We start from the raw sequence: 17,522 nt of genomic DNA, 5'->3' as shown, positions 1-17,522 counted from the left end.
AAGGAATATTGAACATGCGTTTAAATCAACTAGCCGACAACAAAGGCAGCACCAAGAATCGGATGCGCGTTGGTCGGGGTATCGGTTCCGGTAAGGGCAAAACCTCCGGATCCGGCCAGAAGGGTCAGAAATCACGATCCGGCGTTGCCATCAAGGGATTTGAAGGCGGTCAGATGTCGATCTACCGTCGCCTGCCGAAACGTGGCTTTAAGAACATCTTCAGCAAGAACTTCGCTGTGGCGAATCTCGGCCGGGTTCAGGCTGCGATTGATGCGGGCAAGCTCGACCCGAAAGAAACCATCACGGCGGAACTGCTGCAGAAGGCTGGTGTTGTTGGTAAAATCGGTGATGGTGTTCGTCTGCTTGCGAAGGGTGAGCTCAAAACCAAAGCCAGCTTCGAAGTCGCCGGTGCGTCGAAATCCGCGATTGAAGCAGTTGAGAAGGCCGGGGGTAAAGTCACCCTTCCGGCGCCAAGCCCGGCAACAAGCGAGTAAATACATCGACGGGGCGGTTTGAATCCGTACCTTCGGGAGAATTAGTAAATGGCGTCAGCAGCAGAGCAAATGGCTTCTACCATGAGTTTCGGTGCCTTTTCCAAGGCAACGGAACTCAAGAAGCGTTTATGGTTCACGCTCTTTGCCCTGATCGTATACCGGATCGGCACGTATATTCCGATCCCTGGTGTCGATCCGACAGTTCTGGCTGATGTTTTTGCGCAAAATTCCGGGGGTATCCTCGGAATGTTTGACGTTTTTGCAGGCGGTGCGCTTGGCCGTATGACGATTTTCGCTCTCAACATCATGCCCTATATCTCGGCATCGATCATCATGCAGTTGATGACGTCGATTTCGCCGCAGATGGCCCAACTCAAGAAAGAGGGGGAATCCGGGCGTAAGAAGATCAACCAGTATACCCGCTACGGCACCGTTCTTCTGGCGGCGCTGCAGGGCTATGGTATTGCCGCCGGTATTGAAGGGCTGACCCTTTCAAACGGGCAATCCGCTGTTATCGATCCGGGCATGCAGTTTCGCCTGTATACGGTGGTGACACTGGTTGCGGGTACCGTCTTCCTGATGTGGCTGGGCGAGCAGATCACCGCGCGTGGTGTTGGTAATGGTATTTCGCTGATCATTTTCGCCGGCATTGTCGCACAATTGCCGAGTGCGCTTGTCGGTACATTGGAGCTTGGCCGGACAGGGGCGCTCTCTACGTTTGTAATCTTGCTGCTGCTGGTTATGGCGGTTGCCGTCATCGCGTTCATTGTCTTTATGGAGCGCGCGCAACGCCGGATTTTGATACAGTATCCAAAGCGACAGCGCGGTAACAAGACCTATGGCGGGCAGAATTCACATCTGCCGCTCAAGCTGAACACGGCTGGCGTTATCCCGCCGATCTTTGCCTCGTCCCTGCTGCTGATGCCGACGACGGTCGCAAGCTTCAGCGCGGGTTCCGGCCCTGATTGGCTCAACAGCCTGACGGCGATGCTGGGTCATGGGCAGCCGATCTATCTGATGCTCTATATCGCGGGCATTGTGTTCTTCTGTTTTTTCTATACAGCTGTCGTCTTTAACCCCGATGATACGGCCGATAACCTGAAGAAGCATGGCGGCTTCGTACCGGGCATTCGTCCCGGAAAGCGGACGTCGGAATATCTCGATTATGTTTTGACACGGTTGACGGTTGTTGGTGCGGCGTATCTTTCTCTGGTTTGTATTTTGCCGGAAATTCTCGTCTCTCAGTGGGCTGTTCCTTTTTACTTCGGCGGAACGTCTCTCCTGATCGTGGTGTCGGTCACCATGGATACGGTGGCGCAGATCCAAAGCCACCTTGTTGCCCATCAGTATGAAGGGCTGATCAAAAAGTCAAAGCTTGGGGGACGGCGTAGATGATTTTGATTCTTTTGGGGCCTCCTGGTGCGGGGAAGGGAACCCAGGCACAGCGGTTGCAGGATAAACATGGCTTGATCCAGCTCTCGACGGGGGATATGTTGCGCGCGGCCGTTGCGGCGGGAACAGAAGTTGGCAAGAAAGCCAAGGCCGTGATGGATCGGGGCGAACTTGTCTCCGATGATATCATGACGGGCATCATCTCTGACCGTCTGGATCAGCCGGACTGCAAGAACGGCGTTATCCTCGATGGTTTTCCGCGGACCGAGGCGCAGGCAGAAGCGCTCGATACGATGCTGGCGGAAAAGGGCCTTAAGCTCGATGCCGTTATCGAGATGAAAACCGACGATGATATACTGGTTGAACGAATTACGGGTCGCTATACTTGCGCGAAATGCGGTGCAGGCTATCACGATAAGTTCCTGAAGCCGAAGGTTGAGGGTGTTTGCGATAAATGCGGCGGTACCGAGTTTACCCGGCGTAGTGACGATAATGCCGAGACGGTGACGTCGCGGCTCAAGGCATATCACGATCAGACGGCGCCTTTGCTTCCGTACTACCGGAGTAAAGGTATCCTGAAGCAGGTCGATGGCATGGCTGGAATTGATGAAGTGACAGCAGAAATGGAAGCCGCTTTACCGGCAATCTAAACTGTTGACTAGGTAACACAAAATTATATAATCGCGCGCTTCTCAAGAGGCGCTTGAGATAACCGGGTCAGGACGACCCGTTTGGTGATGAGGAGAGACTAGCGTGGCTCGTATTGCTGGTGTAAATATTCCGACGAATAAGCGGGTATTGATTGCACTGACCTATATTCATGGAATTGGCCCGGCAAAGGCCAAGGAAATCTGCAACTCGGTCGGCCTCGCGCCGGAAGTGCGTGTGAACGCGCTCAGCGATGCTGAAGTTGTGAAGATTCGCGAAACCATTGACAGCGATCATATCGTTGAAGGTGATCTGCGCCGTCAAACCTCAATGAATATCAAGCGTCTGATGGACCTTGGTTGTTACCGTGGCCTGCGCCATCGCCGCGGTCTGCCGGTTCGCGGTCAGCGTACCCATACCAACGCCCGTACCCGTAAGGGACCGGCCAAAGCTATCGCTGGGAAGAAGAAGTAATATGGCTCGTGAAAAAACGCGCGTTAAACGCCGCGAACGTAAAAACATTATTTCAGGCGTCGCACATGTCAGTGCCTCCTTTAATAATACCAAAATTATGATTACCGATGCCCAGGGCAATGCAATTGCCTGGTCGTCCGCCGGATCGCAAGGCTTCAAGGGATCGCGTAAATCGACCCCGTTCGCCGCGCAGATCGCCGCGGAAGACGCGGGTAAAAAAGCCATGGACCATGGTATGAAAACTCTTGAAGTTGAAGTCAAGGGGCCGGGTTCCGGGCGCGAATCGGCTTTGCGTGCATTGCAGTCCGTGGGTTTCAATATCACATCGATCCGTGATGTATCGCCCATTCCGCACAATGGATGCCGCCCGCCAAAACGCCGCCGCGTTTAACGGGTTAATGCATATCGATACGGGCTTCACGCCTGTATTGCTATTTGTCTAGACGTCGCAGGTCCAAGGTGGGCCTGCAAAACTATGAGGTCAATACCGTGATTCAGCAAAACTGGAAAGATCTGATCCAGGCGAACCTCTCAGTAGAGCCGGGTGAGCAGAGCGATCGGGAAGCCACGATTATTGCGGAACCTTTGGAAAGAGGGTTTGGTTTGACATTGGGCAATGCGCTTCGTCGTGTTTTGCTGTCAAGCCTTCAGGGCGCCGCCATTACGTCCATTCAAATCGATAATGTTTTGCATGAATTCTCCTCTATCGCCGGTGTGCGCGAAGATGTGACGGATATCGTTCTGAACCTGAAAACGCTGGCCATCCGGGCACATTCGGACGGCCCGAAGCGGATGGTGCTGAAGGCGTCTGGTCCGTGTGAAGTAACCGCTGGCATGATCGAAACCGGTCCGGATATCGAGATTATGGATACCGACCTGGTCCTGATGACCCTGGATGACGGCGCGTCCATCTCCATGGAGATGAATGTCGACACGGGCAAGGGCTATGTACCGGGTGTAAATAACCATCCGGAAGATGCGCCGATCGGCCTGATCCCGATGGACAGCCTCTATAGCCCGGTTCGCAAGGTTACCTATAAAGTCGAGGCCACCCGCGAAGGGCAGGTGCTGGACTATGACAAGCTGACCTTGAAGGTAGAGACGAACGGGACGGTTTCCCCGGAAGATGCGGTGGCTTTCGCTGCCCGCATCCTGCAGGAGCAATTCCAGCTCTTCGTGAACTTCGATGAGCCCGAAGAAGTGGTCGTCAAGGAAGAGAGCCAGGAGCCGGAATTCAATCGCAATCTGCTTCGCAAGGTGGATGAGCTTGAACTCTCCGTCCGCTCGGCGAATTGCCTGAAGAATGACAATATCGTCTATATCGGTGATCTCATTCAGAAGACCGAAGCGGAAATGCTGCGGACGCCGAACTTCGGCCGCAAGAGCTTGAACGAGATCAAGGAAGTGCTGGCGCAGATGGGCCTCCATCTCGGTATGGAAGTGCCGAACTGGCCGCCGGAAAACATTGAAGATATGGCCAAACGGCTGGAAGAACCTTTTTAGAACAGCAATCCTCGCTGTGGAGTAAGAAAAATGCGGCATCGTAAATCCGGGCGTAAGCTCAACAGATCCTCTGCTCATCGCAAGTCGATGTTCGCCAATATGGCGGCGTCCCTGATCAAGCATGAGCAAATCCAGACGACCCTGCCAAAGGCGAAGGAACTGCGCCCTGTCGTTGAAAAGCTGATTACGCTTGGCAAACGCGGCGATCTTCATGCGCGTCGGCAGGCTCTGTCCGAGCTGCATGAGAAATCGGCAGTCGACAAGCTGTTCACAACGCTGAGTGAGCGCTATGCGGAACGCAGCGGCGGTTACACCCGCGTCCTGAAAGCAGGCTTTCGCACAGGCGATGCCGCACCGATGGGCGTGATTGAGCTGGTAGACCGGGATGTGGATGCCAAGGGTCAGGATTCCGGCCCGGATCAGAGCGCCGTCGATGAAGACGAATTAGAGGCGGAAGCCGTCGCGTAAGACGATCCGCGCAAAGAAATGAAAAGGCAGTCTTTGAAGGCTGCCTTTTTTTTCGCCCTGATGCCTACCAGGCTGACAACCGATTGAAAATCACGCTAGTATGGACATCTATATAAAGACGAAGCAGAACTCACTTGGAACCGGTTTGACACGCATGAAAAGATATCTCCGGCAACTCGCATCCGGCATTCTTCTATTGGCCCTGATTGGGACGGCTGTGCCCGTTCAGGCTGAGGATGTGGTCCCGCAAAGCCAGGTGCAGATCATGCTCTCTTTCGCCCCGTTGGTGAAAAAAGCAGTGCCGGCGGTTGTCAATATCTTCACAAAGACCCGTGTGACCCAGACCCGACCGAGCCTGTTCGATGATCCCTTCTTCAAACGCTTCTTTGGCAACAACTTCGGTCCGCCCAAACAACGCCAGAAGATCCAGAATTCGCTGGGCTCCGGCGTGCTGGTGGATGGTGACGGGGTTATCGTCACCAACTACCATGTTGTCAACGGCGCCGATGAAATTACCGTGGCGCTTTCCGACCGCCGCGAGTTTGATGCACGGGTAATCGTCTCGGATGAGCGGACGGACCTTGCCATCCTTAAAATCGATGTGGAAGGCGAGCGGCTCCCCTTTCTGGAATTTGCTGATTCGGACGTCCTTGAGATCGGTGATCTTGTTATCGCAATCGGCAATCCATTCGGCGTCGGTCAGACCGTGACAAGCGGAATTATTTCTGCCCTTGATCGAAACGCAGGGGTTGCCAATGATATCCAGTCTTTTATCCAGACGGACGCCGCAATTAACCCCGGCAATTCCGGTGGCGCGCTCCTGACCATGGATGGCAAGATAGCCGGCATTAATTCAGCGATCTTCAGCAAAAGCGGCGGCTCCCTCGGTATCGGTTTTGCGATCCCCGCCAATCTGGTGAAGGCTGTGCTTACAAACGGCCTTGAAACAGGGAAGGTGGTTCGCCCCTGGCTTGGTGCAAGTGGGCAGGAGATCACCGGGGATGTCGCCGACGGTCTCGGCCTTGAAAAGCCGGGGGGTGTGCTGATTAATCGCGTTCATCCTTATGGTGCCGCCTATCAGGCGGGCCTTCGCGTCGGGGACGTTATCGTCTCCATCGATGACAAGGAAATCCTCGGGCCGGAAACACTTACCTTCCGGGTCGCGTCAAGTGTGATTGGCAAGACTGCACGCCTCGTTGTCTATCGGGATGGGGAGCGGATGACGCTGGAGATGAACCTGCAGCCCGCACCGGAAATCCCGCCGCGCAGCATAGAGACATTGACGGGCCGTCACCCGCTGTCCGGATCAGTGGTGGGGAATTTGTCGCCGGCCTATGCGCTGGAGCTGGGCCTCTCCGCTTTCTCGGAAGGCGTTGTCGTTGCCGGAACGACCAAGGGAAGCGTCGCGGAGCGCTATGGCCTCCGGCCAAGGGATATCCTGTTCCGGGTCAACGGGGAAAAAATTACGGATGTCGAGCAGGCTAAACAGGTGCTTGAATCCGCGCAAGGAAGTTGGCAGATCGCGATCCGTCGCAACGGGCGAACCCTGTCCTTCAAGGTTAATCTATGACCAGCCTGTTTGACGCAGGGCTCCCCGACGGCGGCGCAGATCGGCCGCTCGCGGATCGGTTGCGCCCCTCCCGTCTGGAGGAGGTGGTGGGGCAGGATCATCTTCTGAAAAAGGACGCGCCGCTGAAACGCATGCTGGATGCGGGCTGGCTCGCTTCAATTATTTTCTGGGGACCGCCCGGATCGGGCAAAACGACCATCGCTCGCCTGCTCGCCAAGGAAGTGGATATGCATTTTGAGCAGATTTCCGCCGTCTTCTCAGGCGTTGCCGATTTACGCAAAGCTTTCGAGGCGGCGAAGATGCGGCGGCAGGATGGCAAGAGAACCCTTCTGTTTGTGGATGAAATCCATCGCTTCAACCGCGCGCAGCAGGATGGGTTTTTGCCTTACGTCGAAGATGGGACCATCACGCTGGTCGGTGCGACCACGGAAAACCCCTCGTTCGAGTTGAACGGCGCCTTGCTCTCGCGTTGCCAGGTGCTGGTCCTCAACCGCCATGACGAAACCTCTCTTCGTGTCCTGATGGAGCGGGCGGAGGAACTGGAAGGGCGTCCCATTCCGCTCGATGAGGCGGCGAAGACGGCGCTCCTGCAACTTGCTGATGGGGATGGCCGGTTTTTCCTGAATATGGTGGAGGCGGTCTTTCATTCAGGCGAGGAAATGCTCGATCCCGAGGCGCTATCTCAGGTTATTTCCAAACGTGCACCAGCTTATGACAAGGATCGCGACGGGCATTACAACCTGATCAGCGCGCTGCATAAGTCGCTGCGTGGTTCGGATGTGGATGCGGCGCTCTACTGGTTCTCCCGCATGATGGACGGGGGGGAGGACCCGCTTTATCTCGCGCGGCGGCTGGTCCGGTTTGCGGTAGAGGATATCGGCATGGCGGACCCCAGCGCACTGGTGCAGGCCAACGCGGCGAAGGAAGCCTATCAGTTTCTCGGCTCCCCGGAGGGGGATCTCGCCATCGCGCAGTCGGTGATCTACCTCGCCACGGCGCCGAAATCAAACGCAGGGTATCGAGCCTTTAGTCAGTCGAAGAAGGCGGCGCGCAAGCATGGTTCCCACATGCCGCCCAAGCATATCCTGAACGCGCCAACGGGCATGATGAAGGATATGGGCTATGGGGCGGGTTATGCCTATGATCATGATGCGGAAGATGGATTTTCGGGCCAGAGCTATTTTCCCGATGAAATGAAGCGCGAGCAGTATTATTCTCCGGCCCTGCGCGGATTTGAACGCGACATAAAGAAGCGCCTGGACTATTGGGCGCGGCTACGGGCGGAGAGACAGGCCGGAAAGACAGATAAATGAATATGTTCCTATCAGTGGCAATCGGCGGCGCGCTCGGCGCCTGTGCGCGTTATGGCGTGGCGCAAATCATGCTGCGGCAGTTGGGGCCGGGTTACCCGTATGGAACCTTGTTCGTCAATATCGTTGGCTCCTTCCTGATGGGCGTTTTGATTGAACTGATCGCGCTGCGCTGGTCTCCACCACCCGAGATCAGGGTTTTGCTGGTGACGGGCTTTCTGGGCGGATTTACAACCTTTTCGGCTTTCTCGCTCGACGTTGCATTGATGGTTGAGAAGGGCGAAACCCTCTCGGCAGCGATTTATGTGCTGATGTCAGTGGTGCTCTCTATTGCTGGGTTGTTCGCTGGGCTTCATCTGATGCGGGCGGTATTGTAATGAGCCGGGTTCAGCATCTTATTGTCGGCGATGATGAATCGGATCAGCGGCTTGATCGCTGGTTCAAGGCACATTTTCCAGGCCTCACCCATGGGCAGCTCGAGAAACTGCTCCGCAAGGGTGATATCAGGGTCGATAAGAAACGCTCCAAGGCGAATGATCGTCTGGAGGCGGGGCAGACCGTGCGGGTGCCGCCTCTGGCGGATGATGTTTATAAGCCGGTGCAGGCAAGAGGCCCGCGTGCGCCGCAGGAAGAGAAACTTTCCGATCGGGATATCGCAGACATCCGGCAGATGGTCCTGCATATGGATGATGCGGTGATTGTCCTCAACAAGCCGGCGGGTCTTCCTGTTCAAGGCGGAAGTGGCCAGAATCGTCATATCGACGGCCTGCTGGAAGGACTCAGGTTTGACTATCCGGAGAAGCCGCGTCTTGTGCATCGTCTGGACAAGGACACCTCCGGTGTTCTGGTGTTGGGCCGGACAAGACTGGCGGCAAAGCATCTGGCGGAGGCATTCAAGCGTCGCACAACGCGGAAAATATACTGGGCATTGCTCGCGGGCGTTCCGAAACCGCGCGAGGGAACAATCAGCTATAACCTTGCCAAGATCGTTACCTCCAACGGCGAGAAAGTGGTTGTCGACCGGGAAGGGCAGACGGCAATCACCGATTACTCGGTAGTTGAGCTTGCCGCGCAGAAGGCCTGCTGGGTCGCCTTCAAGCCACTCACCGGACGGACGCATCAGCTGCGTGTTCATGCGGCGGCACTCGGCACGCCCATTGTTGGCGATGGCAAATATGGCGGGCCGGAAGCTTTCCTCGACGGCATCGTCAGCAAGAAGATGCATCTGCACGCGCGGGAGATAACGATTTCCCACCCCGATGGGGGCGACCTGACCGTGACAGCACCGTTGGATCGGCATATGGCGGAGAGCTGGAAGCTGTTCGGATTTCAGGAAAATGACTATGAAGATCCGTTCCTGGATATGGAACTCTAACTCCGCGGGCGCGGGAATTGCCGCTTTTGGCTTGACTAATGGCTTTCAATCGCTAAATTTTCACCCATGATGAATTCGAACCGACTATTGAGCCTACGACTTATAGGCCCGGCACTCTGAACTTGGTGCCGGGGCGAGAGCTGTCCTATTCTCAAAATTGTCGGATAAACGAATGTATGTAACGAAGACCTCTGGGTCGTCCATCTCTGAAAATTCAAACGGTTCATGGCAGGAAGAGTGTCTTCACTCCTCCGGGGGGCTCTCTCGACTTCCAGGCGGTCGCTCGGGTACGCGCGGCACCCGGCGACCGTATGCAGGCTGCATTGAACTGAATATATAAGATACACGGGACGCGTGGCGTCCAAGCGAGACAAGAGGAATTTGAAAAATGACATTCACACCCGGCGATAAATACAAGGCGTTCGAGCCGATTAATATACCGGATCGACAATGGCCGACGAAGGTGATCGACAAGGCCCCTATCTGGTGCAGCGTGGATTTGCGCGATGGGAATCAGGCGCTGATCGAACCGATGGGGCATGAGCGTAAACTCCGCATGTTTCGCCATCTGGTCGAACTCGGCTTCAAGGAAATCGAGGTTGGTTTCCCTTCAGCATCCCAAACTGATTTCGATTTCGTCCGCTTCCTGATTGAGGAAGGGGAGATTCCTGATGATGTGAAAATCCAGGTGCTGACGCAGGCGAGGGAAGAGCTGATCCGCCGCACTTTCGAGAGTATTAAGGGTGCGAAGCAGGCCATCGTTCATCTGTATAACTCGACGTCTACATTGCAGCGCCGGGTGGTGTTCGATCTGGACAAGGTCGGCATCAAGCAGATCGCCATTGACGGGGCCAAGCTGGTCCGTCAACTCGCGGATGAAATGCCGGAAACTCTGGTGCAGATGGAATATTCACCGGAAAGCTTTACCCAGACGGAGCTCGACTACGCCTGTGAGGTTTGTACGGAGGTGATGAAAATCTGGAAGCCGACGGTGGATAACAAGATTATCTTCAATCTGCCGGCGACGGTTGAAGTGGCAAGCGCCAATATCTATGCCGACCAGATCGAATGGATGCACCGCAACCTGCCGGAGCGGGAAAAGATTATCCTGAGCCTGCATCCGCATAACGACCGGGGCACCGGCGTTGCTGCCGCCGAATTCGGTATTATGGCGGGCGCAGACCGGGTGGAAGGGACCTTGTTTGGCAATGGCGAGCGCACCGGTAATGTCGATGTGGTGAATATCGCCATGAATATGTACACCCAAGGTGTCGATCCCGAGCTTGATTTCAGTGACATCAACGAGGTTGTCCGCACCGTCGAATATTGTAACCAGCTGCCGGTCCATCCGCGCCATCCTTATGGCGGCGATCTTGTCTTTACGGCCTTTTCGGGTTCGCATCAGGACGCGATCAAGAAGGGCTTCGGGGCCTTGAAAAAATCAAACGATCCGCTCTGGGCCATTCCGTACTTGCCGATTGATCCCGCTGATCTTGGCCGCAATTACGACGCGGTGATCCGGGTCAACAGCCAGTCCGGCAAGGGCGGCGTCGCCTATCTTCTGGAGGAAGACTACGGCATTGAGCTTCCGCGTCTCCTGCAGGTTGAACTCAGCAAGGTTGTGCAAGGCGTGACCGATGAGACGGGAAAAGAGCTCTCTTCGGCAACGATCTTTGAGATTTTCGAAAATGAGTATCTCAACGCCAAGGGGGATATTGAATTCGTCGATCATCAGACGACAGTGGATACCCACGCATCCGAACGGCGCAAGCTGATCGCAACGATCCGCGAGAAGGGCAAGGAACGGACGGTCGAGGGCGTCGGCACCGGGCCGATAGATGCCTATATGTCCGCTCTCAAACAGGCCTATGGCTTTGATCTCAAGGTCAATGACTATCGGGAGCATACGACCGGGTTTGGCTCCGACGCCGTGGCGGTTGCCTATGTTGAAATGCGCGATGACAAAGGCGAGCCGATCTTCGGTGTCGGTCGTCATGCGAATATCGTGACTGCCTCCCTCAAGGCGATTACAAGTGCGGTCAATCGGTCGCAAAATCAATAAGTCGATAAGGGTCGGTGAATTTAGTATTTTCCGGCCCTTCAATTTAGCAGCAGGTACGGATGACAAAGGCGACTGATATTCTCGTAGTCTTCGATTGCGACGGCACGCTGGTGGATAGCGCGCATAATGTCGTTGCCTGTATGCGGATTGCGTTTGAAGACGCAGGGCTGCCTGCACCGACGGATCTGGATATTCGTCGCTCCATCGGTCTCAACCCGGACGTGGCGGTGCGGCATCTCGCGCAAACCCCCTTAAAGGATGCTCAGTTGGAGCAGATTGTCATGGGCTATAAAGGCGCCTTTTTTAAGCGCCGATTGCAGGCCGATCATCATGAGCCGTTATTCGAGGGTGTGCGGGAGGTGCTGGAGCATTTCGCAAGCCGGAATATTGCCATGGCAGTCGCGACCGGAAAGTCGATGCGCGGCGTGAATGCGGTGATTGAACAACATGGCCTTGATGGCTATTTCAGCTCTCTTCAGACCCCCGACCATAATCCCGGTAAACCACATCCCCAGATGCTGGAAAAGGCGATGGCGATGACGGGCGCGTTGCCGGAGCAAACATTCATGATCGGGGATACCAGCTTTGATATGATGCTTGCGAAAAATGCGGGCTGCCGCGGGATCGGCGTGACCTGGGGCTATCATGATGACGCTGAACTGCGCGAAAGCGGGGCAGAGAAGCTGATTGACCGATTTGATGAACTGCCGAAAATCGTCGGGGCGGCTTGAGGTTTTGCCAAAAAATCCAAGTCCGACCTTGCTTTTTCCCGTGCAATCGCTATAAGCCAAACGACTGTTAGGTTAAAGGCGCGAAAGCGAACAGGGATGAAACGCTTTTACAAAAAAGTGACGGCAGAGAAAGAGGGCGGAGCTTACTCCGTTCAGCTTGACGGGCGGGTGATTAAAACGCCGGCCAAGGCGCATTTGCGCCTGCCAACCCGCGCGCTCGCGGAAGCCATTGCCGAAGAATGGGATGCGCAAGTTACGGACATTGATCCGTCGTCCATGCCGCTCATGCAAGCGGCGGCAACCGCCATTGACCGGGTCACCCCGCAGCGGGACAAAGTGATTGAGGAAATCGCGGGCTATGGCGGAACGGATCTTGTCTGCTATCGGGCGAGCCATCCGATGAGCCTGGTTGCGAAGCAGTCGGCGGCGTGGGATCCGATGCTGGAATGGATCGAGACGCGCCATAAGGTTACTTTAGAAGCCTGCCAGGGCATCATGCATATACAGCAGCCGGAAGAGGCGCTGACCAAGATGCGGGATGTGGTGGTGGCACAAAATGATATGACGCTTGCGCCGCTTTATAATATTACCTCATTATGTGGCTCTCTGGTGATCGCGCTCGCGGTGCTTGATGGGCATGTCACGGCGGAAGAGGCGTTTGATATCAGTGAACTTGACGAAACCCATGTGATGGAATTCTGGGGATCGGATGCAGAAGCTGTTAATCGGCGGAACAATAACAAGAAAAGCCTTGCAGCAAGCGAGCGCTTTCTACAATTAAGCGGCATTATTACCTGAGGAGGGGACATGCAGGACATCATTCAGCAGCTTGAAGAGAAGCGGGCCAGAGCGCGGCTCGGGGGCGGTCAGAAAAGGATCGACTCGCAACATAGCAAGGGAAAGCTTACCGCGCGGGAACGGATCAGCCTGCTTCTCGATGAGGGCTCCTTCGAGGAATGGGATATGTTCGTCGAGCATCGCTGCGTCGATTTCGGCATGCAGGAAGAAACGGTCACGGGCGATGGCGTCATTACTGGTCATGGCACGATCAACGGCAAGCTGGTGTTTGTTTTCAGTCAGGACTTTACTGTCTTCGGCGGCTCCCTCTCCGAATACCACGCCAAGAAAATCTGCAAGATCATGGATAAGGCCGTTCAGGTCGGCGCGCCGGTCATCGGCCTTAATGATTCTGGCGGCGCCCGTATTCAAGAGGGCATCGACAGCCTCGCAGGCTATGCCGAGGTTTTCCAGCGCAATGTAATGGCGTCCGGCGTTGTGCCGCAAATCTCCGTCATCATGGGCCCATGCGCGGGCGGCGCGGTCTATTCCCCGGCGATGACTGACTTTATCTTCATGGTCCGCGACAGTTCCTACATGTTTGTAACGGGGCCGGATGTGGTGAAGACCGTCACGAACGAGACGGTGACGGCGGAAGAACTCGGCGGGGCCGGGACCCATACCGGCAAGTCATCCGTTGCCGATAACGCCTATGACAATGATATGGAAGTCCTGACGGAAGTGCGCCGTCTTGTGGATTTCCTCCCCTCCAGCAATCTGGAATCCTCGCCCGTCCGCGACAGCTTCGATGATCCGGACCGCAAGGAAAAATCGCTCAACACACTAGTCCCCGCCAATGCCAACAAACCCTATGACATGATGGAACTGGTGGAAAAGCTGGTGGATGAGGGGGATTTCTTCAAAATTCAGCCGAATTTTGCAAAGAACATCATCACCGGCTTTGGCCGCATGGATGGGCAGACTGTCGGTATCGTGGCCAATCAGCCAATGGTTCTCGCCGGCTGTCTTGATATCGACAGCTCCAAGAAGGCGGCGCGGTTCGTGCGTTTCTGTGACTGCTTCAACATCCCGATCGTCACCCTTGTCGATGTTCCCGGCTTCCTGCCCGGCACGTCGCAGGAATATGGCGGCATCATCAAGCATGGGGCGAAGTTGCTCTATGCCTATGCGGAAGCAACGGTGCCGAAAGTTACCGTGATTACCCGCAAAGCCTATGGCGGGGCCTATGACGTGATGGCCTCCAAACATTTGCGCGGCGACGTTAATTATGCCTGGCCGTCGGCGGAAATTGCCGTCATGGGCTCCAAGGGCGCGGTGGAGATCATCTTCCGCTCCGAGATCGGGGATGAGGAGAAAATCCAGAAGCGCACCGACGAATATCAGGCCCGGTTCGCCAATCCATTTGTCGCCGGTCATCGGGGCTTTATCGATGATGTGATCATGCCGAACAATACCCGGCATCGTGTCACCACATCACTACGCATGCTGAAAAATAAACAACTGGAAAATCCGTGGAAAAAACACGGCAATATTCCGCTATAGGGTCGAAGGTAAAGGGAAAGAAAAATGTTTAAAAAGATCCTGATAGCCAACCGTGGCGAGATCGCCTGCCGTGTTATCCGCTCCGCCCGTGCGATGGGCATCAAGACCGTTGCCGTTTACTCCGATGCGGATGACGGCGCTGTGCATATGCAGATGGCGGATGAGGCCGTGCATATCGGACCGTCTGCGGCGGCCGAGAGTTACCTCATTATCGAGAAAATTATCAACGCCTGTAAGGAGACCGGCGCGGAGGCGGTGCATCCGGGCTATGGCTTTCTCTCTGAGAATCAGGCCTTCGCCGATGCGCTGGATGAGGCGGGGATCGCCTTTATCGGGCCGGGTAAGAAGGCCATCGCCTCCATGGGCGACAAGATCGCATCTAAAAAATTGGCGCTGGACGCCGGCGTTAACACCGTTCCGGGTCATATGGACCTGATCGAGGATGCGGAACATGCCGTTAAAATCTCCAAGGAGATTGGTTATCCGGTAATGATCAAGGCCTCCGCCGGCGGCGGCGGGAAGGGCATGCGCATTGCCCATGATGACGAGGAGGCAAGAGAAGGTTTCCAGTCCGCCAAGAATGAAGCGATCAGCAGCTTCGGCGATGACCGCATCTTTATCGAGAAATTCGTTGTCGATCCGCGCCATATCGAGATTCAGGTTCTGGCCGACAAGCATGGCACCTGCCTCTATCTGGGAGAGCGTGAATGCTCTGTCCAGCGGCGGCATCAGAAGGTAATCGAGGAGGCACCGAGCCCCTTCGTCGATGAAGAGCTGCGTAAAGCCATGGGCGAGCAGGCGGTCGCGCTGGCCAATGTGGTGGATTATCATTCCGCCGGAACGGTCGAGTTCATCGTCGGCAGCGACAAGAGCTTCTATTTCCTGGAGATGAATACCCGTCTGCAGGTGGAACATCCGGTAACGGAGCTGATCACCGGGATCGACCTTGTCGAGCAGATGATCCGCGTTGCCTATGGCGAGAAGCTGAGCCTGACGCAGAAGGACATCAAGCTCACTGGCTGGGCGCTGGAGAGCCGTCTCTATGCCGAGGACCCATATCGGGGCTTCCTGCCCTCCATTGGCCGTCTGAGCCGCTATAAAGTGCCCAAGGGGGATAATGTCCGGGTTGATACGGGTGTGACCGAAGGCTCCGAGATTACCATGTTCTATGATCCGATGATCGCAAAGCTGGTCACCTACGGGAAGGATCGTAATGAGGCGATTGAGGAAATGGGCCGCGCGCTTGATGCCTATGAGGTGAGCGGTATCGCCCACAACATCAATTTCCTGAATGCGGTTTGCAATCATCCGCGCTTCAAGGCGGGCAATCTCACCACTGGTTTTATTGCCGAGGAGTATCCCGAAGGGTTCCATGGTGCACCGCTCAGCGATGAAACTTATGAGAAACTTGTCGCGATTGCCGTACTTGTCCATCTGCGCTCTGTCAGCCGGTCTCTGAAAGATGTGGTCGCGAAGGCCGCCGAAAACTGGATCGTGACTGAGGGCAAGGAAAAATCCATTGAGATTTCCGCAGAGGATGCAAAAAGCGGCATCGATGTGAAGATCGGCGATCGGATCATTGCCGTTCGCTCAAAATGGGAGCCGGGCAAGAGACGCATCAAGGCCAAGGTCAATGGCGCCAAGATGATTGCGCAGCTCTCGCTCTTTCGGGGGGCTATCCGCCTGACCCATGGTGGTGCGGAAGTCGATCTGTCGGTACGGACACCGAATGCAGCGGCGCTTGCCGAAATCATGCCGGTCAAGGTGGCGCCGGATATGTCGAAATTCCTTCTCTGCCCAATGCCGGGAATGGTTGTTTCCGTCAATGTCAATGAAGGCGATGAAGTGAAGGCCGGTCAGGCGCTGGCCGTGGTCGAGGCCATGAAGATGGAGAATATTCTCCGCGCCGAACAGGATGGGGTTGTCTCCGCTGTTAAGGCGGGCGCAGGGGATATTCTGGCAGTGGACGACGTTATTCTGGAATTCGAATAAGTCTCAGGCGGCCTCGGGCGCAAATGTGCCGAGGTCGCCGTTTTTCAGAAACACACGCTCGAAGGCGGCCTTCAGTTCCATATCGACCTCCGCCATGCTAACGGGAATCCCAAGATCGACGAGAGAGGTCACCCCATGCTCGGCAATGCCGCAGGGGACAATTCCTTCATAATGGCTGAGATCGGGGTCGACATTGATCGAGATGCCGTGAAAGCTCACCCAGCGGCGCACCCGCACCCCAATGGCGGCGATCTTGTCTTCACGAAAACCCCTGTCAACCCAGACGCCGACCCGCTCGCAGCGTTTCTCGCCTTTGATTTGATACTGCGACAGCAGGTCGATGACCCAATCCTCCAGATCCTGAACATAGGCGCGAATATCCGCATTGCGCTTCTTGAGGTCCAGCATCACATAGGCGATGCGCTGACCGGGCCCGTGATAGGTATATTGCCCGCCACGGCCTGCATTATGAACCGGGAATCGGTTCGGGTCTTTAAGATCAGCCACATCTGCGCTGGTCCCTGCCGTATAAAGCGGAGGATGCTCCAGCAGCCAGACAAGCTCCCGCGCGGTTCCCTCCCGAATGGCGGCGACCCTGGCCTCCATCACAGCGAGCGCTTCCTCATAGGGAACCGGGTCGTCAGAGATTTTCCATTCAATTTCCTGCATGAACGCTATATAGCAGTTTCCGGTGAAACAGCAATATTTGCGGGCCCCGCGCGCCATTAATAACCTGTTAACCCTGATGGTTGATAATGGCCTAACTTCGGTTTACAGGAATGTACGGGCATGAGTGAGGAAGACAAAGCGATTGAAGGCGTGGACGTGGAACTCTCCGTAGTTCTTGGAAAAGCCATCATGCCTATACACCAGCTTCTGAAAATGGGGCGCGGCGCGGTGATTGAGCTCGACGCCGGGGCGGATGATGACGCGGTTGTCCTCGCCAACAACAAGCCGATTGCCTATGGCGGTATTATTATCGTTGACGATAACATCGGGATTTCGATCACCGACAGCGTCAAGAAAAATCTCCCGGAATTTTAATTAGCGGTATTTGCGATTCAGTTGTTGCGCGGGGGACAAACATTTGTTATTTCCCTCCTCCATTGTGCGGTCGTGGCGGAATTGGTAGACGCGCAGCGTTGAGGTCGCTGTCCGGTAAC

At 55.5% G+C, this 17,522-nt stretch carries 18 protein-coding genes; 17 read left to right on the top strand and 1 reads right to left on the bottom strand.

Features of this window, described 5'->3' with window-relative positions; all coding sequences use genetic code 11:
- Positions 1 to 14: 14 nt before the first annotated feature.
- The 16 genes from rplO (at position 15) to P1U71_RS11380 (ending at position 16,359) form a co-directional block, all read left to right on the top strand.
- Entirely contained in the window at positions 15 to 494 is a 480-nt protein-coding gene (rplO, locus tag P1U71_RS11455; protein WP_301105748.1) for a 50S ribosomal protein L15, read from the top strand.
- A 48-nt stretch (positions 495 to 542) separates the two neighbouring features.
- Positions 543 to 1,889, top strand: a complete 1,347-nt coding sequence (gene secY, locus P1U71_RS11450) for a preprotein translocase subunit SecY (protein WP_367281180.1) — start codon at positions 543 to 545, stop codon at positions 1,887 to 1,889.
- On the top strand, positions 1,886 to 2,536 hold the full coding sequence (locus P1U71_RS11445) for an adenylate kinase (protein WP_301105747.1): 651 nt from the start codon (positions 1,886 to 1,888) through the stop codon (positions 2,534 to 2,536). The genes secY and P1U71_RS11445 overlap by 4 nt, the downstream gene beginning before the upstream one ends.
- A 103-nt stretch (positions 2,537 to 2,639) precedes the next feature.
- Positions 2,640 to 3,008 carry a 30S ribosomal protein S13 gene (rpsM, locus tag P1U71_RS11440; RefSeq protein ID WP_301105746.1) on the top strand — a complete coding sequence of 123 codons (369 nt, stop codon included), beginning with the start codon at positions 2,640 to 2,642 and terminating at the stop codon, positions 3,006 to 3,008.
- Between the two features lies 1 nt (position 3,009).
- On the top strand, positions 3,010 to 3,399 hold the full coding sequence (gene rpsK, locus P1U71_RS11435) for a 30S ribosomal protein S11 (protein WP_207045960.1): 390 nt from the start codon (positions 3,010 to 3,012) through the stop codon (positions 3,397 to 3,399).
- A gap of 98 nt (positions 3,400 to 3,497) precedes the next feature.
- Positions 3,498 to 4,511: a DNA-directed RNA polymerase subunit alpha gene (locus P1U71_RS11430; RefSeq protein WP_301105745.1), complete on the top strand. Its 1,014-nt coding sequence runs from the start codon at positions 3,498 to 3,500 to the stop codon at positions 4,509 to 4,511.
- A 30-nt stretch (positions 4,512 to 4,541) separates the two neighbouring features.
- Positions 4,542 to 4,979: a 50S ribosomal protein L17 gene (gene rplQ / locus P1U71_RS11425; protein WP_301105744.1), complete on the top strand. Its 438-nt coding sequence runs from the start codon at positions 4,542 to 4,544 to the stop codon at positions 4,977 to 4,979.
- Between the two features lie 154 nt (positions 4,980 to 5,133).
- The gene (locus P1U71_RS11420) at positions 5,134 to 6,549 is read left to right on the top strand and encodes a Do family serine endopeptidase (protein WP_301105743.1); all 1,416 of its coding nucleotides are present in this window, start codon (positions 5,134 to 5,136) and stop codon (positions 6,547 to 6,549) included.
- A complete protein-coding gene (locus tag P1U71_RS11415) occupies positions 6,546 to 7,862 on the top strand; it encodes a replication-associated recombination protein A (protein ID WP_301105742.1) in 1,317 nt (438 codons plus the stop codon). Before P1U71_RS11420 ends, P1U71_RS11415 begins: the two co-directional genes overlap by 4 nt.
- A complete protein-coding gene (crcB, locus tag P1U71_RS11410) occupies positions 7,859 to 8,236 on the top strand; it encodes a fluoride efflux transporter CrcB (protein WP_301105741.1) in 378 nt (125 codons plus the stop codon). The genes P1U71_RS11415 and crcB overlap by 4 nt, the downstream gene beginning before the upstream one ends.
- Complete coding sequence (locus P1U71_RS11405) at positions 8,236 to 9,234, top strand: RluA family pseudouridine synthase (RefSeq protein WP_301105740.1); 999 nt, start codon at positions 8,236 to 8,238, stop codon at positions 9,232 to 9,234. The genes crcB and P1U71_RS11405 overlap by 1 nt, the downstream gene beginning before the upstream one ends.
- Before the next feature lie 388 nt (positions 9,235 to 9,622).
- On the top strand, positions 9,623 to 11,296 hold the full coding sequence (gene leuA / locus P1U71_RS11400; RefSeq protein WP_301105739.1) for a 2-isopropylmalate synthase: 1,674 nt from the start codon (positions 9,623 to 9,625) through the stop codon (positions 11,294 to 11,296).
- Between the two features lie 59 nt (positions 11,297 to 11,355).
- Positions 11,356 to 12,027, top strand: a complete 672-nt coding sequence (locus tag P1U71_RS11395; protein WP_301105738.1) for an HAD-IA family hydrolase — start codon at positions 11,356 to 11,358, stop codon at positions 12,025 to 12,027.
- A gap of 96 nt (positions 12,028 to 12,123) precedes the next feature.
- Positions 12,124 to 12,825: an ATP12 family chaperone protein gene (locus P1U71_RS11390; protein WP_301105737.1), complete on the top strand. Its 702-nt coding sequence runs from the start codon at positions 12,124 to 12,126 to the stop codon at positions 12,823 to 12,825.
- A gap of 9 nt (positions 12,826 to 12,834) precedes the next feature.
- Positions 12,835 to 14,367 carry an acyl-CoA carboxylase subunit beta gene (locus P1U71_RS11385; protein ID WP_301105736.1) on the top strand — a complete coding sequence of 511 codons (1,533 nt, stop codon included), beginning with the start codon at positions 12,835 to 12,837 and terminating at the stop codon, positions 14,365 to 14,367.
- A gap of 24 nt (positions 14,368 to 14,391) precedes the next feature.
- Positions 14,392 to 16,359 carry an acetyl/propionyl/methylcrotonyl-CoA carboxylase subunit alpha gene (locus P1U71_RS11380; protein ID WP_301105735.1) on the top strand — a complete coding sequence of 656 codons (1,968 nt, stop codon included), beginning with the start codon at positions 14,392 to 14,394 and terminating at the stop codon, positions 16,357 to 16,359.
- 3 nt (positions 16,360 to 16,362) lie between these two features.
- On the opposite strand, the gene lipB is transcribed toward P1U71_RS11380, so the two are convergent.
- Positions 16,363 to 17,028: a lipoyl(octanoyl) transferase LipB gene (gene lipB, locus P1U71_RS11375; RefSeq protein WP_301105734.1), complete on the bottom strand. Its 666-nt coding sequence runs from the start codon at positions 17,026 to 17,028 to the stop codon at positions 16,363 to 16,365.
- A gap of 120 nt (positions 17,029 to 17,148) precedes the next feature.
- Here lipB and P1U71_RS11370 point away from each other — a divergent pair, with 120 nt between their 5' ends.
- Entirely contained in the window at positions 17,149 to 17,403 is a 255-nt protein-coding gene (locus P1U71_RS11370) for a FliM/FliN family flagellar motor switch protein (protein WP_301105733.1), read from the top strand.
- The last annotated feature ends 119 nt before the right edge of the window (positions 17,404 to 17,522 follow it).

It is taken from the genome of Sneathiella sp., from assembly GCF_029233945.1.
Lineage (GTDB): Bacteria > Pseudomonadota > Alphaproteobacteria > Sneathiellales > Sneathiellaceae > Sneathiella.
The sequence above is the reverse complement of the archived record's forward strand: the minus strand, read 5'-3'. Positions and strand labels throughout refer to the sequence as shown.

Bases quoted from the DNA above. Each gene is read 5' to 3' on its own strand.
- rplO (WP_301105748.1), top strand. From the start codon at position 15: ATGCGTTTAAATCAACTAGCCGACAACAAAGGCAGCACCAAGAATCGG.
- secY (WP_367281180.1), top strand. From the start codon at position 543: ATGGCGTCAGCAGCAGAGCAAATGGCTTCTACCATGAGTTTCGGTGCC.
- P1U71_RS11445 (WP_301105747.1), top strand. From the start codon at position 1,886: ATGATTTTGATTCTTTTGGGGCCTCCTGGTGCGGGGAAGGGAACCCAG.
- rpsK (WP_207045960.1), top strand. From the start codon at position 3,010: ATGGCTCGTGAAAAAACGCGCGTTAAACGCCGCGAACGTAAAAACATT.
- rplQ (WP_301105744.1), top strand. From the start codon at position 4,542: ATGCGGCATCGTAAATCCGGGCGTAAGCTCAACAGATCCTCTGCTCAT.
- P1U71_RS11420 (WP_301105743.1), top strand. From the start codon at position 5,134: ATGAAAAGATATCTCCGGCAACTCGCATCCGGCATTCTTCTATTGGCC.
- P1U71_RS11415 (WP_301105742.1), top strand. From the start codon at position 6,546: ATGACCAGCCTGTTTGACGCAGGGCTCCCCGACGGCGGCGCAGATCGG.
- crcB (WP_301105741.1), top strand. From the start codon at position 7,859: ATGAATATGTTCCTATCAGTGGCAATCGGCGGCGCGCTCGGCGCCTGT.
- P1U71_RS11405 (WP_301105740.1), top strand. From the start codon at position 8,236: ATGAGCCGGGTTCAGCATCTTATTGTCGGCGATGATGAATCGGATCAG.
- leuA (WP_301105739.1), top strand. From the start codon at position 9,623: ATGACATTCACACCCGGCGATAAATACAAGGCGTTCGAGCCGATTAAT.
- P1U71_RS11395 (WP_301105738.1), top strand. From the start codon at position 11,356: ATGACAAAGGCGACTGATATTCTCGTAGTCTTCGATTGCGACGGCACG.
- P1U71_RS11390 (WP_301105737.1), top strand. From the start codon at position 12,124: ATGAAACGCTTTTACAAAAAAGTGACGGCAGAGAAAGAGGGCGGAGCT.
- P1U71_RS11385 (WP_301105736.1), top strand. From the start codon at position 12,835: ATGCAGGACATCATTCAGCAGCTTGAAGAGAAGCGGGCCAGAGCGCGG.
- P1U71_RS11380 (WP_301105735.1), top strand. From the start codon at position 14,392: ATGTTTAAAAAGATCCTGATAGCCAACCGTGGCGAGATCGCCTGCCGT.
- lipB (WP_301105734.1), bottom strand. From the start codon at position 17,028: ATGCAGGAAATTGAATGGAAAATCTCTGACGACCCGGTTCCCTATGAG.
- P1U71_RS11370 (WP_301105733.1), top strand. From the start codon at position 17,149: ATGAGTGAGGAAGACAAAGCGATTGAAGGCGTGGACGTGGAACTCTCC.